23 protein-coding genes are annotated in these 26206 nt (G+C 72.7%); 13 read left to right on the top strand and 10 right to left on the bottom strand.

Annotated features, from left to right (window positions below; genetic code table 11):
• Positions 1 to 28: 28 nt before the first annotated feature.
• Genes HHX33_RS19410 through HHX33_RS19400 form a run of 3 tightly spaced genes read right to left on the bottom strand, consistent with a single transcriptional unit; the run spans position 29 to position 5966 of the window.
• Positions 29 to 1249 carry a type III PLP-dependent enzyme gene (locus HHX33_RS19410; protein WP_182875838.1) on the bottom strand — a complete coding sequence of 407 codons (1221 nt, stop codon included), beginning with the start codon at positions 1247 to 1249 and terminating at the stop codon, positions 29 to 31.
• A complete protein-coding gene (locus HHX33_RS36225; protein ID WP_259402643.1) occupies positions 1246 to 4650 on the bottom strand; it encodes an IucA/IucC family protein in 3405 nt (1134 codons plus the stop codon). The genes HHX33_RS19410 and HHX33_RS36225 overlap by 4 nt, the downstream gene beginning before the upstream one ends.
• The gene (locus tag HHX33_RS19400; protein ID WP_182875837.1) at positions 4635 to 5966 is read right to left on the bottom strand and encodes an ATP-grasp domain-containing protein; all 1332 of its coding nucleotides are present in this window, start codon (positions 5964 to 5966) and stop codon (positions 4635 to 4637) included. Before HHX33_RS19400 ends, HHX33_RS36225 begins: the two co-directional genes overlap by 16 nt.
• Positions 5967 to 6083: 117 nt before the next feature.
• Here HHX33_RS19400 and nudC point away from each other — a divergent pair, with 117 nt between their 5' ends.
• Positions 6084 to 6998, top strand: coding sequence for an NAD(+) diphosphatase (gene nudC, locus HHX33_RS19395; RefSeq protein WP_396785216.1), 915 nt, complete (start codon positions 6084 to 6086; stop codon positions 6996 to 6998).
• Between the two features lie 4 nt (positions 6999 to 7002).
• On the opposite strand, the gene HHX33_RS19390 is transcribed toward nudC, so the two are convergent.
• Both HHX33_RS19390 and HHX33_RS19385 read right to left on the bottom strand, forming a co-directional pair.
• Positions 7003 to 7242 carry a mycoredoxin gene (locus HHX33_RS19390; RefSeq protein WP_150938033.1) on the bottom strand — a complete coding sequence of 80 codons (240 nt, stop codon included), beginning with the start codon at positions 7240 to 7242 and terminating at the stop codon, positions 7003 to 7005.
• Between the two features lie 105 nt (positions 7243 to 7347).
• A complete protein-coding gene (locus tag HHX33_RS19385; RefSeq protein ID WP_310741444.1) occupies positions 7348 to 8370 on the bottom strand; it encodes an alpha/beta hydrolase in 1023 nt (340 codons plus the stop codon).
• 139 nt (positions 8371 to 8509) lie between these two features.
• Between HHX33_RS19385 and HHX33_RS19380 the strand changes: the two genes are divergently transcribed.
• From HHX33_RS19380 to HHX33_RS19355, 6 genes are all read left to right on the top strand, one after another.
• A complete protein-coding gene (locus HHX33_RS19380) occupies positions 8510 to 10576 on the top strand; it encodes an ATP-dependent DNA helicase UvrD2 (RefSeq protein WP_259402642.1) in 2067 nt (688 codons plus the stop codon).
• Positions 10577 to 10590: 14 nt separating this feature from the next.
• Positions 10591 to 11487, top strand: a complete 897-nt coding sequence (locus HHX33_RS19375; protein WP_182875835.1) for an acyl-CoA thioesterase — start codon at positions 10591 to 10593, stop codon at positions 11485 to 11487.
• 140 nt (positions 11488 to 11627) lie between these two features.
• The gene (locus tag HHX33_RS19370) at positions 11628 to 11936 is read left to right on the top strand and encodes a hypothetical protein (RefSeq protein WP_182875834.1); all 309 of its coding nucleotides are present in this window, start codon (positions 11628 to 11630) and stop codon (positions 11934 to 11936) included.
• 121 nt (positions 11937 to 12057) lie between these two features.
• The gene (locus HHX33_RS19365; RefSeq protein WP_111697892.1) at positions 12058 to 12321 is read left to right on the top strand and encodes a WhiB family transcriptional regulator; all 264 of its coding nucleotides are present in this window, start codon (positions 12058 to 12060) and stop codon (positions 12319 to 12321) included.
• Between the two features lie 52 nt (positions 12322 to 12373).
• Positions 12374 to 12541 (top strand): hypothetical protein, encoded by a 168-nt coding sequence (locus HHX33_RS19360; protein WP_165900460.1) that lies wholly within the window; start codon positions 12374 to 12376, stop codon positions 12539 to 12541.
• A 244-nt stretch (positions 12542 to 12785) separates the two neighbouring features.
• Complete coding sequence (locus HHX33_RS19355; RefSeq protein ID WP_182875833.1) at positions 12786 to 13280, top strand: hypothetical protein; 495 nt, start codon at positions 12786 to 12788, stop codon at positions 13278 to 13280.
• Between the two features lie 56 nt (positions 13281 to 13336).
• Here HHX33_RS19355 and HHX33_RS19350 read toward each other — a convergent pair whose 3' ends face one another.
• Both HHX33_RS19350 and HHX33_RS19345 read right to left on the bottom strand, forming a co-directional pair.
• Positions 13337 to 14680, bottom strand: coding sequence for an ABC1 kinase family protein (locus HHX33_RS19350; RefSeq protein WP_111697889.1), 1344 nt, complete (start codon positions 14678 to 14680; stop codon positions 13337 to 13339).
• Positions 14681 to 14799: 119 nt separating this feature from the next.
• Complete coding sequence (locus tag HHX33_RS19345) at positions 14800 to 15882, bottom strand: ThiF family adenylyltransferase (RefSeq protein WP_220501977.1); 1083 nt, start codon at positions 15880 to 15882, stop codon at positions 14800 to 14802.
• Between the two features lie 200 nt (positions 15883 to 16082).
• Between HHX33_RS19345 and HHX33_RS19340 the strand changes: the two genes are divergently transcribed.
• Both HHX33_RS19340 and HHX33_RS19335 read left to right on the top strand, forming a co-directional pair.
• Positions 16083 to 16598, top strand: coding sequence for a M48 family metallopeptidase (locus HHX33_RS19340; RefSeq protein WP_111697887.1), 516 nt, complete (start codon positions 16083 to 16085; stop codon positions 16596 to 16598).
• A complete protein-coding gene (locus HHX33_RS19335; protein ID WP_259402641.1) occupies positions 16592 to 17194 on the top strand; it encodes an NTP transferase domain-containing protein in 603 nt (200 codons plus the stop codon). Before HHX33_RS19340 ends, HHX33_RS19335 begins: the two co-directional genes overlap by 7 nt.
• 51 nt (positions 17195 to 17245) lie before the next feature.
• Here the strand turns inward: HHX33_RS19335 and HHX33_RS19330 are convergent, their stop codons facing one another.
• The 3 genes from HHX33_RS19330 to HHX33_RS19320 form a co-directional block, all read right to left on the bottom strand.
• Positions 17246 to 18247 (bottom strand): endonuclease/exonuclease/phosphatase family protein, encoded by a 1002-nt coding sequence (locus HHX33_RS19330; protein WP_182875832.1) that lies wholly within the window; start codon positions 18245 to 18247, stop codon positions 17246 to 17248.
• Between the two features lie 71 nt (positions 18248 to 18318).
• Complete coding sequence (locus tag HHX33_RS19325) at positions 18319 to 18861, bottom strand: NUDIX hydrolase (RefSeq protein ID WP_111697884.1); 543 nt, start codon at positions 18859 to 18861, stop codon at positions 18319 to 18321.
• 31 nt (positions 18862 to 18892) lie between these two features.
• On the bottom strand, positions 18893 to 20197 hold the full coding sequence (locus tag HHX33_RS19320) for a zinc-dependent metalloprotease (protein WP_396785162.1): 1305 nt from the start codon (positions 20195 to 20197) through the stop codon (positions 18893 to 18895).
• Positions 20198 to 20261: 64 nt separating this feature from the next.
• On the opposite strand from HHX33_RS19320, the gene HHX33_RS19315 reads away from it, so the two are divergent.
• From HHX33_RS19315 to HHX33_RS19300, 4 genes are all read left to right on the top strand, one after another.
• A complete protein-coding gene (locus tag HHX33_RS19315; RefSeq protein ID WP_182875831.1) occupies positions 20262 to 21350 on the top strand; it encodes an NAD-dependent epimerase/dehydratase family protein in 1089 nt (362 codons plus the stop codon).
• A gap of 56 nt (positions 21351 to 21406) precedes the next feature.
• Entirely contained in the window at positions 21407 to 21835 is a 429-nt protein-coding gene (locus tag HHX33_RS19310) for a molybdenum cofactor biosynthesis protein MoaE (RefSeq protein WP_111697882.1), read from the top strand.
• Between the two features lie 28 nt (positions 21836 to 21863).
• On the top strand, positions 21864 to 22913 hold the full coding sequence (locus HHX33_RS19305; protein WP_182875830.1) for a PDZ domain-containing protein: 1050 nt from the start codon (positions 21864 to 21866) through the stop codon (positions 22911 to 22913).
• Positions 22914 to 23152: 239 nt separating this feature from the next.
• Positions 23153 to 26131 carry a UPF0182 family protein gene (locus HHX33_RS19300; RefSeq protein ID WP_310741443.1) on the top strand — a complete coding sequence of 993 codons (2979 nt, stop codon included), beginning with the start codon at positions 23153 to 23155 and terminating at the stop codon, positions 26129 to 26131.
• The last annotated feature ends 75 nt before the right edge of the window (positions 26132 to 26206 follow it).

Below are 26206 nucleotides of genomic sequence, written 5' to 3'. Positions count from 1 at the left end.
TCGCCGACTCCGCGAAGGTTCTCGGCCCTCAGCGCAGGTAGTGGAACTCGGGTTTCGGGTGCATGAGGAAGTCGTGGTGGGAGATGTTCCAGGCGTACGCGCCGGCCATCGCGAAGGCGACGACGTCGCCGACGGCGAGTGCGGCGGTGACGCGGCGGGCGAAGACGTCCTTGGGGGTGCAGAGCCGTCCCACGAGGGTCACCGGGTCGTCCTCGCCCTCCCCGCTTCGGGGCAGCACGGCGAACGGCTGGTCGTGTCCCTTCGTCACGGGGGTCCGCAGGTGGTGGGTGCCGCCGGAGAGCACGGCGAAGCGTTCCCCGTGGACTCGCTTCACGTCGAGCACGGTCGTCAGGTACCACCCGCAGTAGGCGGTCAGGGCCCGGCCCGGTTCCACGCGCAGCGTCTCGCCCGGCCGGGCGAGCGCCCGCAGGCCCGCGCCGTACGCCGCCCAGTCGAACCGCTCTTCGGGACGGGTGTAGGAGACGGCCATTCCGCCGCCGAGGTTGAACTCCCGCAGGCCCAGGCTTCTGCCGTACGCGAGCACGGCCTCGGCGAGGGTGAGCAGGTCGGGGGCGGCCAGGCCGCTCGCGAGGTGGGCGTGGACGCCCTTCAGCCGCAGCGCCCCCCGCCCCTTCGGCTCGCCTGAGAGGCCGCCTGAGACGTCGGCCGAGACAGGACTTGGCGGGGACCCCGACAGCTCGTCTGGGCGCATCCCTGGAAGGCCGGGTGAGGCGGCGTCGCCGGGGGCGGGATGGCCGAGCAGGGCGAGGCATTCGGCGACGCCGTCCGGGTCCATGCCGAACGGCGTGGCGCCGCCGCCCATCGCGAGGGCCGCGCCGGTGACGGGCACGTCGAGGTTGACCCGCAGCAGCACGTCCGCCGGGCCGCGCAGGCGCCGCAGTTCGGCCGGGCTCTCGACGTGCCACCGGTGTGCCGAGGGGGCCAGGGCCAGCTCCGCGCCGGTCTTGCCCGGCCCGCCGAAGCTCAGCCGGGCGTCCGGCAGCAGCGCCCTGACGTGCTCGAACTCGCCGCCGGAGGAGACCTCGAACCCGTCCGCGTACGGCGCGAGCGCACGCAGCACCTCGGGGTCGGGGTTGGCCTTCACGGCGTAGCAGAGCTCGGTCCCCGCCAGGGCGGCCCGTACGGCCGCCGCGTGGCGCGAGAGTCCCGCGAGGTCGTAGACGTAGGCGGGCACGTCGTCCAGCGATTCGGCGATCTGCCGCACGCCCGATGGGATGTCCAGGCTCATCCGCGCCCCCTGGCGTGGGTCGGCTCGGGCCAGAGCGGGCCGAGGCGGGGCCCGGACGGTGCGAGCGGGTTGGCGACGTGCACGTATCCGGCCTCCCGGTCGGCCGCCCTCGCCCACCGCACGGTGAGGTTCGCCTTGGCGGGCAACGGTGCCCCCGCCAGCAGCCGGGTCAGCGGCGCGAGGGCGTCGAAACCGGCAACGAGCCCGGCGGCGTGGTCGGGTGCGTGGCCGGCGACGTAGCGCTCCAGGGATGCGCGGGCGGCGGCCCACAGGTCCCGCAGGAGACGGCCGTCCCCCGCGTCCGCCGTCCGGTCCGTCGCCGCGTCGGCCACCGCGTCGGCCACCGCGTCGGCCACCGCGTCGGCCACCGCGTCGGCCACCGCGTCGGCCACCGCGTCGGCCACTGCGGCGGCCACTGTGGCGGCGACCTCCGCCAAATGGTTGACGAAGAGGCAGTAGGCCACCCGGTCCCAGCCGCGCCCGGCGTCGTACGACAGGGAGCCCGCGACCTCGCCCGGCAGGCCGGTCAGGTCGTGGCGGCCGGTGACCAGCTTGGTGCCCTCCAGGTCGCGGAAGACGACCTCGGCGGGCAGGCCGTCCGCGTCGAACCCGACGAGCACGTTCTGCACGTGCGGTTCGAGCACGACGCCGTGCCGGACGTACGCGTCGAGCACCGGGTATGCCACACGCTCGACGTATGCCTCGAACCAGGCGACCGGATCGGCCGCCCGGCGGGCCAGGACGGCCTTCGGCACCCCTTCGCCGCCCGCGGCCAGGGCCGCGGCGAGGACCGGGGTGACTCCCGGCCCGCACACGGCCCACGGCCCGGTACGGACGATCACCGAGAGTCCTTCGAGCAGCCGCGTGCCGAGCGCGGCCGACCGGTAACCGGGCTCGGGCAGCCAGCGCGTGCCGGAAAAGCGTCTGTCCAGCAGTTCGAAGACGGGGGCGAGCCGCCGGGTCAGCTCCACCGCGCCGGCCAGCTCGTACCACGCGTTCTTGCGCACGCAGTTGGTGATCCGCACGTCCAGGCTGAACTTCAGGCACACGCCGGCCCCGGGGTCGTAAACGGTCCTGACCGAGGACGTGGGCACGACCATGCGAGGGCCGGGCCCGAGGTCCACGAGCCGCCCGTCCGCGAGCGGCTCCCGCAGCTCGGCGGCCAGCAGGCGGAGCTGCCACGGATGGGCGGGCAGCGGCAGGTAGCCCGGCGGCGCCTCGCCGAAGCCGTCCAGTGCTGTCGTGTCGCCCTCCTGAGCCACCAGGTCGGCGCGCACCCCGAGCAGCCGCGGCGCGAACCGCGCGTGCGCCTCGGGCGCGTGGTCCAGCCAGCCGTCACCCGCGCGTGCCTTCGGCGCGGGGTGGAACGGGTGCCCGGCCACGAGGGCCTGCTCGGAGGCGAGCCAGGGGTCGGCGGGCGGGGCGGCCCGCTCGCGGGCGGCCAGGATCGCGGCCGTCGCGTCGCGCCCGGCGCGGACCTGGTCGGCGAACTCCTCGTTGCCGCCGTCGAGATCGCCTTCCACGAGGGCGAGGAGGGAGGGCAGGCCGAGGGGCCGCCACCGCCCCTCGGCCAGGTATTCGGGCGGGCCGTCGAATCGCAGGGCGATGCCCCCGCGTGCGCGGACGCGCACCGGCGTCCCGGCCAATCGGAGCGTCAGATGCGGCCCGGCGGCGCGCACGTCGCCGCGTGGGCCGCCGACCTCACGCAGCCAGCAGCGCAGCAGCGCCCCCAGCGCGGTCTCCTCGGCTGCGAGATCCGAAGCTGTGAGATCCGCAGCTGTGGGGTCGACGGCGCGGGCGCCTCTCAGATAGTTGGGGCCGGTCGTGCCGTAGAACTTGTTGACGTCCCGGGCCCCGGTGCGTTCCTTGGCGACGAGCGTCCCGGCGACCACCATCGACTTGCCGGTGAGGCGGGCGGCGTCGAGCGTGCGGGCCCGCAGCAGCCGGGCCATCGGGTCGTCCCCGTACGGCTCCAGCGCCGCAGTGAGCGCCCGCCGGACCGGCGCGGCGCCGGAGTGGGGCAGCAGGCCGTGGGCCACCGCCATGGCGGCCAGGTGCAGCGTGATCGTCACGAAGACGTCGGCGAGCGCGTAGGGGTCGTCGGTCAGCATGCGCGCGTCGTCGAATTCCGGCGCGTCCAGCCCGGCGGCCCGCAGCCGCCCGGGGGAGGCGAGCAGCCCGTCGTTGTCCTTGACCAGCAGCCGCATGGGCCCGTCGCCGAACAGCAGGGCCAGGTTCTGCTGGTGGGCCTCCAGTGCGACGCCGTACCGCACGAAGAGTGTGACGTTCCAGGCGAACAGCGCCGCGAGGTAGTCGTCGAGCAACGCGCGCACGTCGCCGCCGTAGTGCCGCCCGGCCACCTCGTGCGCGACGAGCCGGCCGTCCCCGTCCGGCAGCGGCGCGAGGAGGGCCGCGACCGGGACGATCTCCCCCTCGGGCAGCCCACGCACCAGCCAGCCCAGGTATTCGTGCCCCGCGTGCCCGTACGTCTGCTCGTCGGCGAGCGTGGCGCGCAGGGCGGGCTCGCGCAGCAGGATCCGGCGCAGCAGCGACTCGGCCAGCGCGCCGTCAAGCAGTGTTCCCGGCTTGATCGACCTGCGGTTGCGCAGGCCGAGCGTGCTGGTGGGCAGCGGCACCTTGAGATGGACGCGCGGGCCGGCCTCGACCGTCCGCATCGACAGGGTCGGCCGCACGACCAGGTACGGACGCCGCCCCGGCACCAGCCCGGAAAGCTCGGGCACCGCCCCGGGAAGCCCCGCCACGAGCGGCTCTGCCAGGGGATGTACGGGGAACAGCACGTGCGTGCGAGCGAGGCCGGGCGGCAGCCCCACGTCGCCGGGCCGGGGCCACCACTCGGGCGGCTCCGGCCGCGACAGCGTCGCGAGTTCCCGGGGCACCGCCGTCCAGCGCATCGCGAACTCGGGGGCGAACTCCGGCGCGTACGACGGGAGGTCGCCGGGGGAGACGCCGAGGCGGCAGCGGGCCGTCGGATAGAGCGGGTGGTCCACCGAGGCGGCCAGCGACTCGTAGCGGATCAGCCCGTCCCGCCCGCGCAGCCGCCGGTCCACCTCGCCGCGCAGCCGGTGCCGGGCCGCCAGGGCCGCGAGCGTCTCGCGGCACTCCCGCGCGAAGGCGGCGACCCCCTCGGCGTCGGCCGGGTCGGCGACCTCCCGCAGCGTGTCCAGCACCTCGGCCAGGCTCAGGCGCTCGTCCGGGGCCGTCGAGAAGTCCTGGAACGGGCTGCCCGGCGTGAGGCCGGCCCGCCGCCCCGAGGCGAGGACGATCGCGACGCCGTCCCGGTCGCGGGTCACCCGGGAGGAGATGCCGCCGTAGTCCTCCCGCAGCAGCGCGTCGAGCACCCGGGCGGCGAGATAGCGCTCCGCGGTCATGCGAGCACCCAAGGGTGCTCCTTCCGGAACGCGTCCACGGCGGCGTCGACGCGCTCCCGGTCCGGGCCGACGGCGCGGAGCAGGCCGAGGTAGTCGCGGTTGGTCCCGGTCACCTCCACGTGATCGCCGACCTCGCGCAGCGCCCGGTGCCACAGCCGTACGCCGTCCCCGGCGTCCGGCGCGGAAAGGCTCAGCGCGGGGAGGTCCGGCGCGGGAAGGTCCGGCGGCGCGGCGGTGACCGTGCCGGAGCGCTCGGCCACGAGGCTCACCACGGACCCGTACGCCGGGCGCGGGCCGTCCGTGCCGAACGCACCGGCGTCGAACGCGTCGAGGTCGAACGCGGCGAGGTCGAACGCGGAGAGGGGCTCGCCGGCGTGGATCCGCAGGATCCACTCGTGCAGGGGCACGCCGAGGAGGTCGGCCAGCAGGAAGTCGCAGTTGTCGCCGATGAGCCGATAGTTGATCTCGATGATCCGCGGGCCGTCCCGGGTGACGGCGTACTCGGTGTGGCACACGCCGAAGCCGACGCCCACGGCGTCCAGCGCGGCGTTCAGATGGGGGAGATGCCCGGCGTCCGGGGGCCGCCAGTCCAGGCGTTCCTCGATGAATCGCGGCGGCGGGCCGAGCGTGGTGGCGAACCCGCCGAGGACCCGCCGCACACCCCCGCCACCGCTGTGCCGGCCGCCGCCGGACTCACGACCGGCGTCACGACCGGCGTCACGACCGGCGCCACGGACGCCGCCGCCACCGTCACCGAGGGTTTCCAGCGTGCGCACCGGCCCGTCCAGGAACTCCTCGGCCACCAGGACCTCGGCCGGGCGGCGCTCCCGGATCTCCGCCACCTCCGCGCGCAGCGCGTCCGGGCCGTCCACGAGCACGACGTCCTCGCTCGCCACGCCGAGCGCGGGTTTGACCACCACCGGGTACGGCAGGTCGAGCGGCAGGTCGCCGCCGGGAGGGATCCGTACGGACCTGACCGGTTCCACGGCGGCGAGGGCGCGGCGGGTCAGCGCCTTGTTCTTGGCGGTGACGCAGGCCCGCCAGTCCTTGCCCGGCAGGCCGAAATACTCGGCGGCGAGCGCGGCGGGGGCCTGGAGGTGGTCGGAGTTCGAGAAGATCACGCCAGGCGGGTGACGGGCGGCGACGGCGTCGATCACGGCCCTGGCGTCGCGGACGTCGGCCGCGACGACCTCGCATCCCGGGTACCCGGCATACCGATCAGGTCGGTCGGTGAGTATCGTCACGTCCCAGCCCAGCGCGGTCGCGGCGGGAAGGAAACCGCCGGTCACCGAGTCGGTCGGGTTGAGCGTGGTGAGGTACAGCCGCACCGGCCCTCCGATAGGTAAGGCTAACCTAAGTGAGTGCATCCTAGCGCGGTGGCGCGGGGAACGGGCTTGACGGGGAGATTGCCGCGGCGGCGCCAGTGGAAGGATGACGGGGTGGAAATCGCGGACGGACTGCTCGGCCCCCTGCTCCTCGCGCGGAGCGCCATCGACCGGTCGGCGGCCCTGCGCGGCGACGAGGAGTGGCTGCGGCAGGCCTGGGAGGCGGAGAAGACGAGGGTCCTCCTCGTCCAGGACGGCCGCACGCTGATCCGCCGTTTCACCGACGGCGCGGCGCTGGTGCTCACCTCTCCGGCGGAGGCGCCGGAGGGCACGCGTTATCTCCTCGGCGTGGACGAGGACGGCGTGCCCTACTTCGCGGTGAACGCGCCGCTGCCCGAGCCCGCCCAGGGCGCCGGTGACACGGTGGGCCTACGGGAGGCCGCGGTGCTGCTCGACGACCGCGACGCGGGGCTGCTCGTCTACGCGGTGGCCCTGGAGGCCTGGCACGCCACCCACGAGTTCTGCCCCAGGTGCGGCGGCCCCACGAACGTGACGGCCTCGGGGCACATGCGGGTGTGCCCGCGTGACGGCAGTCAGCACTTCCCCCGCGTGGACCCCGCCGTGATCATGCTGGTCCACGACGACGAGGGCCGCGTACTGCTGGCGCGCGGCCCGGCGTGGCCGGCGAACCGGATGTCGGTGCTCGCCGGGTTCGTCGAACCCGGCGAGTCGCTGGAGCACGCGGTGGTGCGCGAGGTCCTGGAGGAGGTCGGCATCGCCGTCGTCACCCCCCGCTATCTGGGCAGCCAGCCCTGGCCTTTCCCGCGCAGCCTGATGCTCGGCTTCTTCGCCCGCGCCGTCACGACCGACCTGCGCCCCGACCTGGACGAGATCGCCGAGGCCCGCTGGCTGTCCCGGGAGGAGCTCGCGGCCCAGGTGCGGTCGGGTGAGCTGCTCCTGCCGACCGAGGTCTCGATCGCCCGGCGGATGATCGAGACCTGGTACGGAGGGCCGATCCCCGACACCGGCTGGTAGGTCGTCAGCAGGCGCCCTGGAGGTGCCGCTTGACCTCGGCGACCGAGGGGTTCGTCATGGTGTGGCAGTCGGTGACCACGGTCGGCACGACCTGGTTGCCGTTGTTCACGCTCATTACGAACTCGGCGGCGTCCGGGTGGCGCTCGATGTCGACCTCGCTGTAGGCGATGCCCTCCCGCGTGAGCTGGCTCTTCAGTCGCTTACAGGGGCCGCACCAGCTCGTGGTGTAAACCGTGAGCGCCATCTTCGTCCCTTTCCCGGGCAGCTTCGTGGGGCAACGCGTTGATTGAGCAGTCATGGCAACATCGCGGACGCCCCGGCTGTTCCCGGTTCCTCGCCGGTCCTCCGGTCAGCGGGCCGGCTGCGCCAGCCGGGCGGCGATCCACGCCCGGACGGTCTCGGCGACCCCGGGCTCACGGTAGAGCGGCGCGCTGTGGAAGGTGCCGGCCATCGTCTTGACGGTCATCGGGACCCCGACGTTCTCCAGCGACTCCTTGAGCACCTCGCTCTGGTACGGCGGCACGAACTCGTCGGCCGAGTGGACCGCGAGCATCGGCGCGTCGCCGGGGGTGGCGTGGAACGGCACCTCCATGCTCGACCAGACACGCGGGCACCGGGCCGGGGAGCAGCCTCCGGCCAGCCGTACCGCGGCCCGGCGCAGTTTGCGCTGGTCGAACGTGCCGGCCGCGGTGCCGTCCTCGTACGCCGAGAGCGGCGAGACGGGCGGGGAGATCCCGACGACCCCGCGCAGGCCCGGCCGGCCGTCGCCGTAGGTGCCGACGGCGGCGGCGAGGTGGCCCCCGGCGGAGAACCCGAGGAGCACGTAGCGCCCGGGGTCGGTGTTGAAGAGGGCCGGGTGCCTGCGGACGGCGGCGACCGCGGACAGGACGTCGGTGCGCTGGGCCGGCCACGGCGCGTCGCCGGACAGGCGGTAGTCGAGGTTGACGACGGTGTAGCCCTGCTGGACGTAGTAGCGGGTGACCGACGTCATGTACTTCTTGTCGCCCCCCGACCACCAGCCGCCGTGGACGACGAACACGGCGGGACGCCGCGGGCCGGTGGGATGCCACCACACGTCCATGATCTGGCGGGGGTGCGGGCCGTACGAGTAGGTGTGCATCCTCGCCCCGGCGGGCGGCGTGGGAGACGCCGAAGGCGAGGCGCTAGCGGAGGGCGTCGGCGGCGCCGACGGCGTGGCCGACGCGGACGACACCGGGGAGGCGGACGGGACCGGAGTGGCCGACGGCTGGGGTGCGGGGTTGCCGGCGGGGGCGGCGGCCACGGTGGCGGCCCGCGCGCCGGGCGAGGTGAGCATCAGCGCGGCGAGGGCGGCGGCGCCCATGCCCATGGCAGTTCGGACCGCGGTTCCCACGGCGTCATCCTCCCCGATGTCGCGTCCATGTCGCGTCGCTGTCGCGTCGTGCCCCGACCGGTCAATGGGACACGCTCGGTCTGCTGCTGCAAGGATGATGCCAGTAACAACGTCCGCCACGCATGTTGGGAGCGGCTCCTTGGACGTCCTCGACGGTCTGGATCCCGAGCAGCGCGAGGTCGCCCAGGCGGTGCGCGGACCGGTGTGCGTGCTCGCGGGCGCGGGCACCGGCAAGACCCGTGCCATCACCCACCGCATCGCGTACGCCGTGCACACGGGGGTCGTCGATCCGCAGGGGGTGCTCGCGGTCACCTTCACGACCCGTGCGGCGGGCGAGTTGAAGCAGCGGCTGCGCCGGCTCGGCGCGCCGGGGGTGCAGGCCCGCACGTTCCACGCGGCGGCCCTGCGCCAGCTCAGCTACTTCTGGCCCCGGGTGATCGGCGGCGACCCGCCGCAGGTGGTCGAGTCGAAGCTGCCGCTGCTGATCGAGGCGGCCCGGCGGCTGCGCAGGAACCCCGAGCGCGGCGAGTTGCGCGACGTCGCGAGCGAGATCGAGTGGGCGAAGGTCACCCAGGTCGCCCCGGAGGACTACCCGGCCGCCGCCGTCAAGGCGCGGCGCACCCCGCCGATCGCGCCCGAGGAGGTCGCGCGGCTGTACGAGGGCTACGAGAGTGTGCGCCGCCAGCGGAACCTGATCGACTTCGAGACGATCCTGGAGCTCACCGCGGCCGTGATGACCGAGCACCGGGAGGTCGCGGCGCAGATCCGCCAGCAGTACCGCTACTTCGTGGTCGACGAGTTCCAGGACGTCAACCCGCTGCAGAAGCTGCTGCTCGACACGTGGCTCGGCGGGCGCGACGACGTGTGCGTGGTGGGCGACCCCAACCAGACGATCTACTCGTTCACCGGCGCGACGCCCCACTACCTGACGAACTTCGCCGTCGAGCACCCCTCGGCGGCGGTGATCCGATTGGTGCGCGACTACCGGTCGACGCCGCAGGTGGTCACGCTGGCCAACCGGGTCATGGCCCGCTCGCGGCACCGGCTGGAACTGGTCGCCCAGCGGCCGGACGGCCCCGAACCGGTCTTCACCGAGTACGACGACGAGCAGGCCGAGGCGCTCGGCGTCGCGCTCACCGTCAAGAAGCTGATGGCCGACGGCGTGCCCACCCGCGAGATCGCGGTGCTGTTCCGGGTCAACGCCCAGTCGGAGGCGTACGAGCAGGCGTTCAACGACTCCGGCGTGCCCTACCTGCTGCGCGGGGCGGAGCGGTTCTTCGAGCGCCCCGAGGTGCGCCAGGCCGTGGTGCTGCTGCGCGGCGCCGCGCGGTCGGCGGGCGAGGAGCCGCTGGCGCCCGCCGTGCACGCGATCCTCTCGGGCATCGGGCTCACCGCGGAAGCGCCCGGAGGCGGCAAGGCGAGGGAGAAGTGGGAGTCGCTCAAGGCCCTCGCCGACCTCGCCGAGGACATGGCGGCCGAGGGCGCCGACCTGCCCCGCTTCGTCGGCGAACTGGAGCGCAGGGCGGCCGAGCAGCACGCGCCGCCGGTCGAGGGCGTGACGCTCGCCTCGCTGCACGCCGCCAAGGGCCTGGAGTGGGACGCGGTCTTCCTCGTCGGCCTCACCGACGGCATGGTCCCGATCGTCTACGCGGAGACGCCGGACCAGGTCGAGGAGGAACGGCGGCTGCTCTACGTCGGGGTCACCCGGGCCCGCGAGCACCTGCACCTGTCGTGGGCCCTCGCCAGGTCGCCCGGCGGGCGGCGCGCCCGCAGGCCGTCCCGGTTCCTCGACGGCCTCTCCCCGCGTACGGCGAGCGTGAGCCGGGCCGAGCGGCCAAGCGGCGGGGGGAAGGGCAGGCGCGCGGCGGCGGTGCCGCTGCACTGCCGGATCTGCGGCAAGACGCTGTCCGTCGCCGCCGAGCAGAAGCTGGGCCGGTGCGCGACCTGCCCGGCCGACTACGACGAGGCGCTGCTCGAACGGCTCAAGGCGTGGCGGACGACGGCGGCGAAGGAGGCCAAGGTCCCCGCGTACGTCGTCTTCACGGACGTCACCCTGCAGGCCATCGCGGAGCGGGTGCCCACCGCCGAGGAGGACCTGCTCGCGATCGCGGGAATCGGGCGCGTCAAACTTGAGCGGTACGGCGACGCGGTCCTGGGGCTGTGCCGCGGCGACGGTAGTGTTACCGGCGAGTATTCCCCCGCCTGAGCTGGAGGCCTCCCGTGAACTCGGCCCTGAAGGAGCTGCTGGACCTGCTCGACCTGGAGCAGATCGAGCTCGACATCTTCCGGGGGCGCAGCCCGGAGGAGCGGTTCCAGCGGGTCTTCGGCGGCCAGGTGGCCGCGCAGGCGCTCGTGGCGGCCGGGCGCACGGTGCCGGGCGACCGGATGGTGCACTCGCTGCACGCCTACTTCATCCGGCCGGGCGACCCCGCCGTGCCGATCGTCTACAACGTGGAGCGGGTGCGGGACGGCCGGTCGTTCACCACCCGGCGCATCACGGCCATCCAGCACGGCAAGGCGATCTTCTCGATGTCGGCGTCGTTCCACGTCGATGAACAGGGCGTGAGCCACCAGGCCGCCCGGATGCCGGAGGCGCCGGCCCCCGAGACGCTGCCGACCTTCCAGGAGCGGATGCGCGACGTCTTCGGCGACGAGCCGGGGTGGCGCGACCTGCTGTCGAAGCCGCGCCCGGTCGACGTCCGGTACGTCAACGCGCTGCCCTGGGAGGCGGCCAAGGACCCGAGCCTGGTCACCCCCGAGAACCGCGTCTGGTTCCGGTACGACGCCGACCTGCCCGACGACCCGCTGCTGCACATCGTGCTCGCGGCGTACGCCAGTGACTTCACACTGGTGGACACCGTGCTGCTGGCGCACGGGCTGGCCTGGGGGTCCTCCGCCGTGTCCGGCGCGTCGCTGGACCACGCCATGTGGTTCCACCGGCCCTTCCGGGCCGACGACTGGCTGCTGTACGCCCAGGAGTCGCCCTGGTCCGGGGCGGCGCGAGGGCTCGCCCGCGGGCAGATGTTCAGCGCCTCGGGGGAGCTCGTCGTCTCCGTGGTCCAGGAGTGCCTGATCCGGGTGTCGCCGGAGCCACATCCTCGTGTCACGAAGTCGTGAAAATCGCAGGTAGAAAATAGGTTGCCCGGTCTGTCGCGGCGGTTTAGGGTCTTGGACAAGTCAGCCGGACGCTCCTGCCCGGCCGAGACGCACGACGAACAGTAGAGCGCAGAGAAATGGAGGTGAGTCCAGTGAGGAACATGACGACGTCCCGTGTGCTGTGGCTCGTCTCCGCGCGCCCGGCCGCCGTTGTCGCGTCGACTGTCACGCCGGCTGGAACGCCGGTGAAACTGCGGCGTGACGAGGCCGTCGCCGCCCTGGCTCCGGTGAGCGGAGTCGCGGGCTCGGCCGCCTTCGGCGCGTTCGCCGGCCGGACCGGCCACAGCACCCCCACCCACCTTCCGGTGTACGTGAACCGGCCGATGGGTGATGAGCAGATCCGCGCCGCCGCTCGCGGCGGCGCCGCCCAGGGTCCGCACCACGCCTGGAGAGAACCAGTCATACCCTGACCGGTCTCCCTCTCCGGGCCGCGGATCCGCACCAGGATCCGCGGCCCTTTTGTTTGTCGGCCACGAATCCACACCCCGCAACGAGGACACCAGACCAGAAACACTCGAAGAGGTGACGCAGATGGCGGCCCCGGTCATGGACCTGATCGAAGCCGAAATCCCCTGCCGTACCGAGCCCGACCTGTGGTTCGCCGAGTCTCCCGAGGACGTGGAGTTCGCCAAGGCGCTCTGCGGCGGCTGCCCGATCCAGAAGGCCTGCCTGGCCCGCGCGCTGGAGCGCGAGGAGCCGTGGGGCGTCTGGGGCGGAGAGCTCATCCTGCGGGGGGTCGTCGTCCCCCGCAAGCGTCCCCGTGGGCGCCCGCGCAAGACCCCTGTCGCCGCCTGAACCGCACGACATCGAATCCGGAAGGAAACCGACCGAAATGAACATCGCCCCCATGACGACCATGTATCTGAATCAAGAACTGGTACACGAGCGAATACGAACCCTCCACCGCGAGGCGGAGCAGGAGCGGCTCGCCGGCCGGGTCAGGAGCGTCGAGAAGGCGCGCCGGGAAGTGGAGCGCGCGTCCCGCCGGCTGCGGTCCGCGCTGGCGCGCGTCTGACGCCGTGACCGGAGCAGAGTGAACAGAGAAGGCCCGGGCCGGGGTGACCGGCCCGGGCCTTCGCCCATATCGGGCATCTAACCCGGCCTGCCGCAAAGAATGAGTCATCGGCCGCGCAGCAGAGCGCCTGCCGCGGGAGGTGCCCCGGGCCGCGGGGTATGAGCCGGACGGCCGCTGACGACGCCGGGCGGGAGCGACGGCATGTGGCGGCCGAGTGGGCAGACGAGCGGCGGACGGGATGCGGATGAGCGACAGAGCGAGACATTTCCGCGGCCCGACCACCAGAGCACGGCGGCCGCCCTCCACCAAGATCACCGGTCTGGTCGCCGCCGGTCTGATCGTCGCCGGCCTGCCGTTTCTCGCCGTGTCGCCGGCCGGCGCCGCGCAGCTCCCTGCGGGCCTGCGGACGGTTCGGCACGTCCATGCTCATGCCCGCGCTCACGGCAATGATCATGGCGGTGAGCACGGGCGCGGGGCGACCCAGAGCACCGGCGGCACCGGCACCTCGAGCTCGCCCAGCATCGGCAGCCCCGCACGGCAGGTCGCGACCGGGCGGCGCAACGTGAACGCTCCGGCTGCCAACAGCGCCGTCACGTTCGCCGGTGTCCAGCAGGTGTCGAGCGTCAGCGTCTTCACCAACACCGTCAACGGCAACTGCAGGCGGGGCATCGACCGCTGCGTCATCAACCAGACGCTGCGGGCCGTCGAGGGCCGCGGCGGCCGGGCCCATGCCGGCTAGGGCGTTGTCCGCCGCCGTTCACCGGGGTGGAGGTGCCAGAGTTCGTGGGCGTCCCGCTAGCCGAGGGCGAGAGGGGTGGTTTCAGGGGCGCCGGGGTCGTCGGCGAAGCCGGGGACCCAGCGGACTACCTCGTCCCGGAACCTGGCGGTCGCGCCGAGCTGGCACAGCACGCCCACGCCAGCGGCGTGAACGCGGTGGATCAGCACGTAGGACGCGGGGAGGTTGAGCTGGCGGACCACGTTGTTCGGCCGTAGGTCGGCCACGTTGGCCGCCTGCTCGCGCAGCCACTCCCTGCTGAAGGTGAACTCCTCGACGCGGGTGGGCTCGACGTACGGTGCGAGGAACGCCCGCAGGGCGTCGACGTCCACCTCGATGTGCGGGCGGATGAAGCCCTCCGCGCGGAGCCCGTGCACGACGGCGTCCATGTCGCCCTGGTTGAAGATGCGGGTGAGCCTGCCGAAGGCGACCGGGTGGCCGCCGGGCATCCGGTTGACGGCGCCGAAGTCCAGCACGCCGAGCCGCCCGTCCTCCATCAGCCGGAAGTTGCCGGGGTGCGGGTCGGCGTGCAGCATCCCCACCCGGGCCGGAGAGCAGAACAGGAAGCGGACGAACAGCAGGCCCGCGTGGTTGCGCTCCTCCTGCGTGCCGTCGGTGATGATCTTCGACAGCGGGGTCCCGGTCATCCACTCGGTGACCAGCACCTGCTCGTTGGCGGCGATGACCGCCGGGACCCGGAAGTCGGGGTCGTCGCGGAACTCCTCGGCGAAGGCCTGCTGGGCCTCGGCCTCCTTGAAGTAGTCGAGCTCCTCGGCCACCCGCTCCTTGAGCTCGGCCAGGACCGGTTTGAGGTCCAGGCCCGGCAGCAGCGCGCCGAACAGCTTGCCCAGCCGCGAGAGCTGGTTGAAGTCGGAGATCAGGGCCTTGCCCGCGCCGGGATACTGGATCTTCACGGCGACCTGGCGGCCGTCGTGCCACACCGCGCGGTGGACCTGCCCGATGGACGCCGCGGCGCTCGGCCTGTCGTCGAACTCCAGGAAGTTCTCCCGCCAGTCGTCGCCGAGCTGTTCGGTCAGAACCCGGTGCACGACGGAGGCGGGCAGCGGCGGCGCGGCGTCCTGCAGCTTCGTCAGTGTCGCCCGGTACGGGCCGGCGATCTCGGGCGGCAGCGCCGCCTCGAAGATCGACAGAGCCTGGCCGAGCTTCATGGCGCCGCCCTTGAGCTCGCCGAGGACCTTGAAGACCTGGTCGGCCGTGCGTCGCTGGATCTCCTGGGCGACGATCTCCGCGGAGGCGCCGCCGATCCGCCTGCCCAGTCCGAGCGCGGTACGGCCGGCGAACCCGAGGGGGAGCGTCGCGAGCTTGGCCGAGCGTGTCACGGCACCGTGGGGAACGTCACTCACTCAACCATTCTTAGCGATGGCGGGGCCTTTCGACCACAATTCCCTGTTCGTATCACCCACAGGAGCCCGGTGACGCCAACAGCGGGCGAGGATTCCGTCAGGTGTGTCTTTCGTCACATTCATGGCCGATCTTCCTTGTGGAGGCCGGCGACGTCGTCGCCGAGGCAGCCGCAGCCGGGGTGGGCGGCGAGGCGGCGGTGCCGCCAGCGCCAGGCGGGCGACACCTCCGTCAGGCCGCCCGGCACGCTCCCCTCGTCGAGGTACGCCAGTGCCTGGCCGGCCGCCTGCGCCGCGACCAGGCAGGACAGGGCGACGTCGCAGGCGATCTCGCCGGCGGGGTAACCGCCGAGCCGGGCGCCCACCACCGGCCAGGACGGGTCCCGGTCGCGGCGGGCGAGGTCGAGACACCGCAGGCAGGGCGTGAGGCCGGGGACGACGAAGGGGCCCGTCGAGCCGTACCCCTCGAAGGCGCAGGCGAGCAGGTGCGGCACGCCCGAGGCGACGATCTCGCCGACCAGCGTGGCGCTGAGCGGCGTGGTGGGGGCGAGGATCACGAGGTGGGGGCGCGCGCCGCCGTCCGCCAGGCGGGAGGCGGTCCGGCCGGGCCAGGCGTTGACGCCGGGGGAGATCCGCCGGGCCGCCAGCACCGCGGCGTCCTCCCGGGACATGCCGGTGTCACTCCGGCTGAGACCGCCCGGGACCACGTCGCCCGGCCCGGCCACGGCGGGATCGACCACGCAGATGTGGCCGACGCCGGCGGCGGCGAGCAGGGTGACGACCTGGGCGCCCACCCGGCCGGCGCCGTACACGCGGACCCGGGCCGCCCTCCTCGCGGCCAGACCGCTCATGCCGCCGTCGGAACAGGTGAGCGAGAGCCTGTCCAGGTCGGGGCGGAGCCGGTCCCGCTCGGCCGGCGGCAGGTCGGCGAGCGGGCCCGGCCGGGTCGCGGCGTCCTCGATGAGGCCGTGGGCTGTGAGCCGGGCGACCACCTCGTGGGCGGACGCCTCGTCCAGCCCGCTGCCGGCCACCGCCTGCCCGAGCGTGCGGGTGCCGTCGAGCCCGTCGATCAGGCGGCGCACCGGTGGTTCGACACCGGTGAGGACGACGGCCCGCAGCGGATGGACGCCGAACTGCAGCGTGCGGCCGTCCCGCTCGACCCTGCGCAGGACGGGCTTGAGGCGTGGTCGAATGGTGTGTCCCATGGTCGCCAGACCTTGGCACAGCCGGGCGCGGCCCGGCGCCGGAACGGTCGGGGCTGTGGATAATTACCGGGGTGATCGTGGTTGGTGAACATCCGCAACCCCGTAACTTCCACGCCCGCAAGGTAACGTTCGCCCGATTGACCAGGGAGAACGTGTACCACCCCCTGTGGAAATCGGCGTCTGTCGGCTACCTTTCATATGTGCCCCCCGAGACAGTCGAGGTTCGTCGGAGCGCACGACGGCGGCGAACCGTTTCCGCGTACCGCGATGGCGACAAGACCATCGTGCTGCTTCCGGCCGGTCTGAGCACGACCGACGAGGAGCAGTGGGTACGCCGCATGCTCGACCGGCTTGCGGCCAAGGAGCAGCGAAGACGTCCGAGCGACGACGACCTCCTGGAACGGGCGAGCGAGTTGTCCGCGCGCTACCTGGACGGCAAGGCCGTCCCGGCGAGTGTGCGGTGGGTGGAGAACCAGCTCCACCGGTGGGGTTCGTGCACGCCCGACCACGGCACGATCAGGCTCTCGGTGCGGCTGCGGGGCATGCCGGCCTGGGTCGTCGACTACGTCATCATGCACGAGCTCGTCCATCTGCTCGTGCCGAGTCACGGCCCGCGCTTCTGGGCGCTGGTCGAGCGCTACCCTCGCGCGGAACGTGCCAGGGGGTTCCTCGAGGGTTTCTCGATGGCGGCCAACGGTTCGACGGAGGAATGTTGACCCGCGTGGCCGCGGTGCTGGTCACCCCCGGCATGGCCGGCGCGGCTCCGCCCGGCGTGGACCCGGCCGAGTTCCTGACGGCGATGGCCGAGGACACCTACGAGATGATCGCCGGGCTCGAACTCGTGCGGCCGGTGATCCTGTCGGCCGGAGTGCCGGGGCTCGCCGAGATCGCCTGGCCGGGCACGCCGGTCCTGACGATCGGCTCGCCGGCCGGCGCCTTCGCGGCGCTGGCCGCGCTGTACGAGGCGGGGGCGGAGACAGCGGACGAGGCGGTCGTCGTCAGCGGCGACGCCCCCGACCTGCCGCCGCTGCTGATCGGCAAGCTGTTCCGCGAGCTGGGCCGGGCGGACCTCGCCGTCTGCCCGGCCGAGGGCGGCGGAGCCGTGGCCGTCGCGGCCCGCCTGCCGGTCCCCGGCTGGGCCGCGCCCGATCTCGACGAGCCGGACGTCGTCGCCGCGATGCGCCGCCGGGCGCCGGGGCCGCGCATGGTCGCCACCGGTCCCGGCTGGCACCGCCTGCGGAAGCCGGAGGACGTGGCCCGCCTCGACCCCGGCCTCGAAGGCTGGGACAACACCCGCGCCCTGCTCATGTGACCGCCGGCCGGCCGGGGACCGGTATCCGGGCCCGGCCGGAGACCAATGCCGTCAGAGGCGTCCGGGCAGGCGGATCTCGGCGAAGAACGCGCGGTGGTCGCTCCCCGGGACGGCGTGGACGCCGGTGTCCACGGCCACCGCCCTCCGGTCGTACAGCACGTGGTCGATCGTGATCAGCGGCGGGAACCGCCTGTTCGCGGGCCAGGTGGCCGCCAGGCCGTTCCCGGTCGCGCCGGCCGCGTCCACGTACCCGCGCGCGAGGACCGCGCGCAGCGCCGCGTGGTCGAGACTCGCGTTGAAGTCGCCGGCCAGCACGCGTACGACGCCGGGGGAGGCGGCCGGCAGCGCCGCCAGGTCGGCGGCCCACAGGGCCACGTCGCGGACGACCGGCGAGAGGGTGTGCACGTCGACGATCTCGACGGGCGGCCCGGACGGCAGGGCGATCCGGGCCCGCGGCATGTTGTGGCTGCCCTCGGGCGCGAAGTCCGGCAGCCTGGTCAGCGGGTGCCGCGAGTAGACGCCGCTGCCGGACGCCCCGGGAGCGTCCTCCAGATGCCGGTACGGCAGCAGCCTCCCCAGGCCCGCGTCGTCGAGCGCCTCGACGGCCGCGGGCGTGAGCTCCTGCGTGCTGAGCACGTCCGGCTTGAGCCTGCGGACCAGGCCGACCACGGCCTCGGCGTCGCCGACCCCGTAGAAGAGGTTGGCGGTGAGGATCCGCAGCACCGGCCCGGTGGCGGAGGTGGCCGCCGGCGCCGTTCCGATCGCCCGGGGCAGGACCACGGCGGCCAGCGCGGCCGTCGTCGCGACCGCGGTCACGATCACGGCCCGGCGGCGGCCGGCCAGCGCGGCCAGCACCGCCACCGTCGACGCGGCGGCGACGTACGGCGTGCCGGTCATGAGCGCGACTCCCGCACCGGCGGCGTCGAGACCGGCCAGCCGGGCCACCGCCCACAGGGCGAACGGCGTCACCGTGAGCCACGCCAGCGGAGGGGAGACCCGCAGCCTCCGGCGGGGCGGAACGACGATCTCACCGCCCACGTCCACCTTGGTCATGAACCCGACCCTAATGAACGCCGTCGAAAGCGGGCGTAACGTTGACGTGCGCGTACGGTGCGGAACGGTGCTCAGGCGCGCAGCAGGGCCAGGGAGCGGCGGACCAGCCGCCGGGTGGCCTCGTCGCTCAGCTCCGGGATCTCGTCCACCGGGAACCAGCGCAGGTCGAGCGACTCGTCGCTGATCACCGCCTCGGCTCCCGGCGGCGCGACCGCGCCGTACTCGACGTCCAGGTGCCAGCTGTGCGGCGGGTGGCACCACACCTTGTGCCGGTCGACGGCGAGCGGGCCGTCCAGCAGCACCAGCCCGGGGATGCCCGACTCCTCGGTGGCCTCGCGCAGGGCGGCCTCACCAAGCGTGGCGTCGGACGCCTCGCAGTGCCCGCCCATCGGCAGCCACATTCCGGCCTTGGCGTGCAGGGTCAGCAGCACCCGCGCGCCGTCGTGCGAGAGGACGGCCGTCGTCGCCGTCAGGTGCGCCGGCACGCACTCGCGCCACATCGCGTCCTCGTGGGCGTCCAGGTGCGCGAGGAAGTCCGCGCGGAGCCGTTCCTCTTCCGGGGTGGGGGCCGTCCACCCGGTCAGCACGGCCCACGCGTCACGGTTCAGGCTCACCGGCGCAGCCTACCGGCCGCCGCCGGTCCCTCTATCGGTCGCGCTCCGGGCCGGGACCGGGTTCGCCGGACCCATCGGACCCACCACCGGGCTCACCCGACTCCCCGGGCTCTTCCAGGGCGGACAGGTCGAAGGCGGCGCCGCCCTTCACGAACGGCTCGGGGTTGTCGAGGTCGTCGGCCGTGGGCATCAGGTCGGGGTGGCCCCAGACGGCGTCCCGCCCGTCGACGCCGCGCTCGTCGCCGAGCGCCCTCCACAGGGCGGCCGCCTCACGGAGCCGCCTCGGCCGCAGTTCCAGGCCCACCAGCGTCGCGAAGGTCCGCTCGGCCGGTCCGCCCGTGGCGCGGCGGCGCCGTACGGTCTCGGCCAGCGCCGCGGCGGACGGGAGCTTGCCCTCGGCGGCGGCGTCCACCACCGTGGCCACCCAGCCCTCGACCAGCGCCAGCGCGGTCTCCAGGCGGGTGAGGGCGGCCTTCTGCCGCTCGGTCTCCTCGGGCTTGAGCAACTCGCCGCCGCCCAGGACCTCCTGGATCCGCTCCGGGTTGCTGATGTCCAGCCCCTGGAGCTTCTCCTCCAGCGCGGACACGTCGACCGTGATGCCCCGGGCGTACTCCTCGACCGTGCCGAGCAGGTGCGCCCGCAGCCACGGCACGTGCTGGAACAGCCGGTGGTGCGCGGCCTCGCGCAGCGCCAGGTAGAGCCGGATCTCGTCCGAGGGTGTCTCCAGGCCCTTGCTGAAGGCGGCCACGCCGCCCGGCAGCAGGGCGGCGGTGTCGGACAGCGGCAGGCCGATGTCGGAGGAGCCGACGACCTCCCGGGCGAGCGAGCCGAGGGCCTGGCCGATCTGCTGGCCGACCATCATGCTGCCCATCTGCTTCAGCATGCCCATCAGCGGCCCGGCCACGGCCTGCGCCTCCGGCGGCAGACCGGCGGCGCCGAGCGTGCCGCCCATCGTCTCCACCATCTGGGCGGCGACGGGATCGCACAGCTGCTTCCACACCGGGATCGTCTTCTCGATCCACTCCGACCGGCTCCAGGCCTGGGGCGCCGTCACACCGCCGGGCAGCGGGGTCACCTCGTTCAGCCAAAGGTCGGCCAGGTTGAGGGCCTCGGCGATCTGCCGCCGCTCGCCCTCCATGACGCTCGGATCACCCTCGGCGACCACGGCGTGCCGTGCGATGTTCTTCGCCATGTCCCAGTTGACGGGCCCGGCCTCCGGCGAGGCCGACAGCATGTCGGCGAACTGCCGCATGGCCGCGGCCATCTGCTCCGGGCTGCCGAACATGGCGAACGGATTGTCGTTGGGGTCGTTTTCGCGACCTGGCAGGTCAGTCACCGCGCCACCTCGTGCAGGATGGAGGAGTCCACATCCGCCACGTTAGCCGCCGTGGGGCGGATCAGTGCAAAGTGAGGACCTCGTGCCTACCTCGAAACGCCTGCGTCCCCCCGTCGTCGCGGTCACTGGCGCCGCCTCCGGTCTCGGCCGTGCGTTCCTCGCGAAAGTGGCCTCGTCTGCGGATTTCCGCCGCGTCGTGGCCATCGACGAGCAGCGCGGAGACGTCCAGGACGTCACCTGGCGAGTCCTCGACATTCGTGATCCGCTCTTGGCGAACCGGATCTCCGACGTGGACGTCCTGGTGCATCTCGGCGCGGACGAGTCGCTCGACACCGACGCCGCCGAGCGCCGGCGCTACAACATCCGGGCGGCCCAGACCGTGCTGACGGCCTGCGCGGCGGCGCGGGTGCGCCGGGTCGTGCTGGTGACGAGCGCGATGGTGTACGGCGCCGCCGCCGACAACCCGGTCCCGCTGGGGGAGGACGCCCCGGTCGCGGCGGAGCCCGACACCGGCCTGGTGGGCGACCACCTGGAGATCGAGGCACTGGTACGGCGGTCGCTGCGGGCGCATCCCGGCCTGGAGGTGACCGTGCTGCGGCCCGCCGCCCTGGTGGGGCCGGGCGTCGACACCGTCATCACCCGCCACTTCGAGGCGCCCCGGCTGCTGGTGGTGAAGGGCTGCCTGCCCCGCTGGCAGTTCTGCCACGTCGACGACCTGGTGTCGGCGCTGGAGGCCGCCGCGCTCGGCCGGGTCTCCGGGGTGGTGGCGGTCGGCTCCGAGGGCTGGCTGGAGATGGACCAGGTGGAGGAGATCTCGGGCCTGAAACGATTCGAGCTTCCGGCAGGGGTGACGTTCGGCACCGCGCAGCGGCTGCACCGGCTCGGCATCACCCCGACCGCGGCCACCGACCTGCACTACGTCGTCTATCCCTGGGTGGTCGACGGCGTGGCGCTGCGGGAGGCGGGCTGGAAACCGGCCTGGTCCAACGAGGCGGCCCTGCGCGAACTGCTCGAACTGGTCGAGGGCAGGCACGCGGTCGTCGGCCGCCGCCTGTCGGGCAAGGAGGCCACGATCACGGCCGCCGGCGCGACCGTGGCGGTCATCGGCACCGCCGCGATCGTCCGCGCCGCCCGCCGCAAGCGCCGTACCTGAGCCCGGGCCGGTGGTCCCGGTCCCCGGTCACGTGACGTTCACGTACTACCCTCGGGATGGTGGACGTCATCCGATTGCTGGGGATCCGGGACACCCCCCTGTCCGTCGACGAGGTGCTGGGCGCCGTCGAGGACCACGCGGCCGGAGGCACGGCGGTCTTCGTCGGGACGGTGCGCGAGCAGGACGGCGGCAGGCCGGTGACGCTCCTGTCGTACTCGGCGCACCCGTCCGCCGAGGAGCACCTGCGCAGGGTCGCGGAGAAGGTGGCCGCCGATCATCAGGTGACGGCGCTGGCGGCGGTCCACCGGGTGGGCGACCTGAGACTCGGAGAGATCGCCGTGGTCGTGGCCGCCGCCTGTCCGCACCGCGCCGAGGCGTTCGACGCGTGCCGCAGGCTGATCGACGATCTCAAGCGCGAGGTGCCCATCTGGAAGCACCAGGTGTTCGCCGACGGCGGCGCCGAATGGGTCGGTGCCTGCGAATAGAGCGGTCCGGAACGCATAGAGTTCGTCCATGTCCCGACGCGCTCTGACCCTGCTGGTCGCGGGTTTCCTCACGCTCGCGTTCGCGGTGATCGGCGCCATGGTCCCGGTGCCGTACGTCGTGCTGAGCCCCGGGCCGACGGAGAACACGATCGGGGACGTCAAGGGAAAGCCGGTCATCTCGATCTCGGGGCATGAGACGTACCCGACGCAGGGCAGGCTGAGCATGGTCACCGTGGCCTACCAGGGCGGGCCGGGCAACCGCCTCGACCTGGTCACCGCGCTGCGCGGCTGGCTCGACCCCACGGTCGCGGTGGTGCCGGAGGAGACGCTGTTCCCCAAGACCTCCTCGCCGAAGGAGGTGGAGGAGCAGAACACCCAGGAGATGACCGACTCACAGCAGTGGGCCACCGCCGCCGCGCTGAACGCGCTGAAGATCCCCATCGAGAAGACGGTCACGGTCGTCTCGACCAACAAGGGGACGCCCGCCGACGGGAAGCTCAAGCCCGGCGACGAGATCACCGCGGTGGACGGCGCCCCGGCGACCGCGCTGGACTCTGTCGCGGGAGCCGTCCGCAGGCACAAACCAGGCGAGCAGGTGACGTTCACCGTCAAGCGTGGGGGGTCGGAGACGCGAATCCCGGTCTCCACCATCGCCGGCAAGGACGGCACGACGATCGTGGGCGTCCAGATGCGGTCGAGCTCCTACCGGTTCCCCTTCAAGGTCGACATCAGCGTCGGCGACATCGGCGGGCCCAGCGCCGGGCTGATGTTCTCGCTGGGCATCTACGACAAGCTGACCCCGGGCGCGCTCACCGGCGGCATGTCCATCGCGGGCACCGGCACGATCGAGCCCGACGGGAAGGTTGGGCCCATCGGCGGGATCGAGCAGAAGATGGTCGGCGCGCGCCGGGCGGGCGCCACCGTGTTCCTCACCCCCGCGGACAACTGCGCCGACGCCGTCAAGGCCGTGCCCGAAGGGCTGCGCCTGGTGCGCGCCGACACCCTCGAAAGCGCGGTCAAGGCCATCGACGCGCTGCGTGACCACTCGGGCGACGTGCCCTCCTGCCCCGCGGGCTGAGCGTGCGGCGGGCGCGTGGGCGGCTGACCTGGCCCTTCCGCTCCCGTCCCGCGTTCGTCACGTGGCGACGGGGCGCCACCATAACGATCAGATCCGTTACCGCGGGCACGCTCCCCGCGGTGTAGGTTTCCAAGCACGGACCGTTTGCGCCGCGACAATCTGACACCCATCTGAGTTTCCGACAATCCGAGACAAGGGGTTGAGCGTTGAGCTTCCGGAGCCCCGGAGCCGGACGGGCGGTGCGCTTGCCCCGACGGCCGCGCCTGCTGATACCCGTACTGATCGCCGTGGTGGCGATCGTCGTATTACTGCTCGTCTTCGCGGGGATCTACACCGACTACCTCTGGTACGACTCGGTGCACTTCTCCTCGGTGTTCTCCACGATGCTGCTCACGCAGGTGCTGCTGTTCGTCGTGGGCGCCGCCCTGATGCTGGCCATCGTGGGCGGCAACATGGTGCTCGCGCACCGCACCCGCCCGATGTTCGGCCCGGGGATGTTCGGCGCGCCGCAGGGCGCCGACCGCTACCGGGTGGCCCTCGACCCGCACCGGCGGCTGGTCTTCCTGGTCGGCATGGGCGTCCTCGCCCTGTTCACCGGATCGTCCACGGCCGGGCAGTGGAAGACCTGGCTCCTTTTCGCCAACGCCACGCCGTTCGGCCAGAAGGACGACCAGTTCGGGCTAGACCTCTCGTTCTTCATGTTCACGTATCCGTTCCTGCGGATGCTGCTGAACTTCCTGTTCACCGCCGTGATCCTGTCGATCATCGCGGCCACCGCCGTGCACTACCTGTACGGCGGCTTCCGCATCTCCTCGCCCGGAGGGGTGCACGCCACCCGGGCCGCCCGGGTCCACCTGTCGGTGCTGCTCGGCGTGTTCGTCCTGTTGAAGGGCGCGGCGTACTTCCTCGACCGGTACAGCCTGGTCTTCTCCGACCGGGGCAAGGTCTTCGGCGCCTCCTACACGGACGTGCACGCCGTGCTCCCGGCCAAGGGGATCCTCGCGGCCATCTCCATCATCTGCGCGCTGATCTTCTTCGCCGGCGTCATCCGGCCCGGCGGGATGTGGCCGGGAGCGGCGTTCGGGCTCCTCGTCCTGTCGGCCGTGCTGATCGGCACCGTCTATCCCTCGCTGGTCGAGCAGTTCCAGGTGCGGCCAAACCAGCAGAGCAAGGAGCAGGCGTACATCCAGCGCAACATCGACGCGACCCGTAAGGCGTACGGCGTCGATACGGCGAAGGTCACGGAGTACAGCGCCAAGACCGACACCGACGCCTCCGTGCTGCAGACCGAGGCGTCGGCCATCCCCGGGATGCGCCTGCTCGACCCCAGCCTGCTGTCGCCGACCTTCCAGCAGAAGCAGCAGATCCGCGGCTACTACCAGTTCCCCGAGCAGCTCGACATCGACAGATACATGGTCGACGGCAAGCTGCGCGACACCGTCGTGGCGGTCCGGGAGATCGGCCTCCCTCCGGAGGGCCAGCGCAACTGGATCAACAGTCACCTCGTCTACACGCACGGCTTCGGGTTCGTCGCCGCGCCGGGCAACAAGGTGGACAGCAGCGGCCTGCCGGTCTTCAGCGAGAAGGACATCCCGCCGGCCGGCGACCTCGGCGACTACGAGCCCCGCATCTACTTCGGGGAGAACTCGCCCGACTACTCGATCGTCGGCGGCCCCAAGTCGGCCAAGCCGATCGAGCTCGACTACCCCCAGCAGGGGCAGCAGGGCGACGACCAGCAGAACAAGACGGGCCAGGTCAACAGCACCTACGAAGGCAAGGGCGGCGTCTCGGTCGGCAACTTCTTCCGCCGCCTCCTCTACGCCGTGAAGTACGGCGAGACCAACCTGCTGCTGAACTCGAACATCAACTCCGAGTCGCGCATCCTCTACAACCGTGAGCCGGTGGAGCGCATCCAGCAGGTCGCGCCGTTCCTCACGCTGGACCGCGACCCGTACCCGTCCGTGGTGGACGGCCGCATCGTGTGGATCGTGGACGCGTACACGACCTCCGACTCCTATCCCTACTCCGAGCGCAAGAGCCTGGAGTCGCTGACCACGGACGTCCAGAGCAGCCGGCTCGGCGTGCCGCAGGTGCCCAGGGACGAGATCAACTACATCCGCAACTCGGTGAAGGCCACCGTCGACGCCTACGACGGCACGGTGACGCTCTACGCCTGGGACGAGAAGGACCCCGTCCTCCAGACCTGGCGGAAGGCCTTCGGCGGCGTCGTCAAGCCGGCCTCGGAGATCAGCCAGGACCTGCGCAACCATCTGCGCTACCCGGCCGACCTGTTCAAGGCCCAGCGGGAGATCCTGACCTCCTACCACGTCACCGACGCCAACGCGTTCTTCGGCGCGCAGGACTTCTGGAAGGTCCCCGAGGACCCGGCGACCCAGAAGAGCAAGCAGCCGCCGTACTACGTGACGATGAAGATGCCGGGCAGCGACACCGAGCGGTTCTCGCTGACGTCCACGTTCGTGCCCAACCAGCGGCAGAACATGGCGGCGTTCATGGCGGTCGACGCGACCGCCGCGACACCGAACCCGCAACTGGAGATCCTCCAGCTACCGAGCACGACCGCGGTCCAGGGGCCGCCGCAGGCGCAGAACCTGTTCGAGTCGAACCCCACGGTCTCGGAGCGGCTCAACCTGCTGCGCGGCACCGCCGGCGCGACCGACGTGCTGTACGGAAACCTGCTCACGCTGCCGTTCGGCGGTGGCCTGCTCTACGTCGAGCCGGTCTACATCCAGCCGCGTGCGGAGAGCTCGGGCAAGTATCCGACGCTGCGCAAGGTCCTCGTGCTGTTCGGCGAGAAGGTCGGCTTCGGCGACAACCTGAGCGAGGCGTTGCAGCAGGTGTTCGGCGGCACCGTGGCCACGCCGCCGGAGCAGACGCCCGACCAGCAGCCCAACCAGCCGCCGGACCAGGCGGGCCAGCAGCCGGCGAACTCCTCGGCGCTCGCGTCCGCGCTCGACCGGGCGGAGCGGGCGTTCCAGGACTCGCAGAAGGCGCTGTCGGACACCCCGCCCGACTGGAAGGCGTACGGCGACGCGCAGAACGCGCTCAAGAAGGCGCTGGACGACCTGGCCAAGCTCAAGGTGGCAACGCCGTCGTCGACGGCGACCCCGGCCCCGAGCGGAAGCGCCGCACCGAGTGCGAGCGCGAGCCCGAGCGGCGGTCCCTCGGCCGCCGCTCCCACTCCGGCGCCGAGCGGCTGAGCAGGCGCGGAGCCTCGCGCCCACCGCGGCGCGAGGCTCCGGTTTGCCTCCCGGCCCGTGGCGGGATAATCTCGT

Source organism: Microbispora sp. H10670, from assembly GCF_014161385.1.
GTDB classification, from domain to species: domain Bacteria; phylum Actinomycetota; class Actinomycetes; order Streptosporangiales; family Streptosporangiaceae; genus Microbispora; species Microbispora triticiradicis.
This window is presented reverse-complemented; position numbering and strand designations above follow the sequence as displayed.

What these genes read in the sequence shown, in the direction of transcription:
- HHX33_RS19410 (WP_182875838.1), bottom strand. Translation starts at nt 1,249, where the DNA reads ATGAGCCTGGACATCCCATCGGGCGTGCGGCAGATCGCCGAATCGCTG.
- HHX33_RS19390 (WP_150938033.1), bottom strand. Translation starts at nt 7,242, where the DNA reads ATGGCGCTCACGGTTTACACCACGAGCTGGTGCGGCCCCTGTAAGCGA.
- HHX33_RS19370 (WP_182875834.1), top strand. Translation starts at nt 11,628, where the DNA reads ATGACGACGTCCCGTGTGCTGTGGCTCGTCTCCGCGCGCCCGGCCGCC.
- HHX33_RS19365 (WP_111697892.1), top strand. Translation starts at nt 12,058, where the DNA reads ATGGCGGCCCCGGTCATGGACCTGATCGAAGCCGAAATCCCCTGCCGT.
- HHX33_RS19360 (WP_165900460.1), top strand. Translation starts at nt 12,374, where the DNA reads ATGACGACCATGTATCTGAATCAAGAACTGGTACACGAGCGAATACGA.
- HHX33_RS19355 (WP_182875833.1), top strand. Translation starts at nt 12,786, where the DNA reads ATGAGCGACAGAGCGAGACATTTCCGCGGCCCGACCACCAGAGCACGG.
- HHX33_RS19345 (WP_220501977.1), bottom strand. Translation starts at nt 15,882, where the DNA reads ATGGGACACACCATTCGACCACGCCTCAAGCCCGTCCTGCGCAGGGTC.
- HHX33_RS19335 (WP_259402641.1), top strand. Translation starts at nt 16,592, where the DNA reads ATGTTGACCCGCGTGGCCGCGGTGCTGGTCACCCCCGGCATGGCCGGC.
- HHX33_RS19330 (WP_182875832.1), bottom strand. Translation starts at nt 18,247, where the DNA reads ATGACCAAGGTGGACGTGGGCGGTGAGATCGTCGTTCCGCCCCGCCGG.
- HHX33_RS19310 (WP_111697882.1), top strand. Translation starts at nt 21,407, where the DNA reads ATGGTGGACGTCATCCGATTGCTGGGGATCCGGGACACCCCCCTGTCC.
- HHX33_RS19305 (WP_182875830.1), top strand. Translation starts at nt 21,864, where the DNA reads ATGTCCCGACGCGCTCTGACCCTGCTGGTCGCGGGTTTCCTCACGCTC.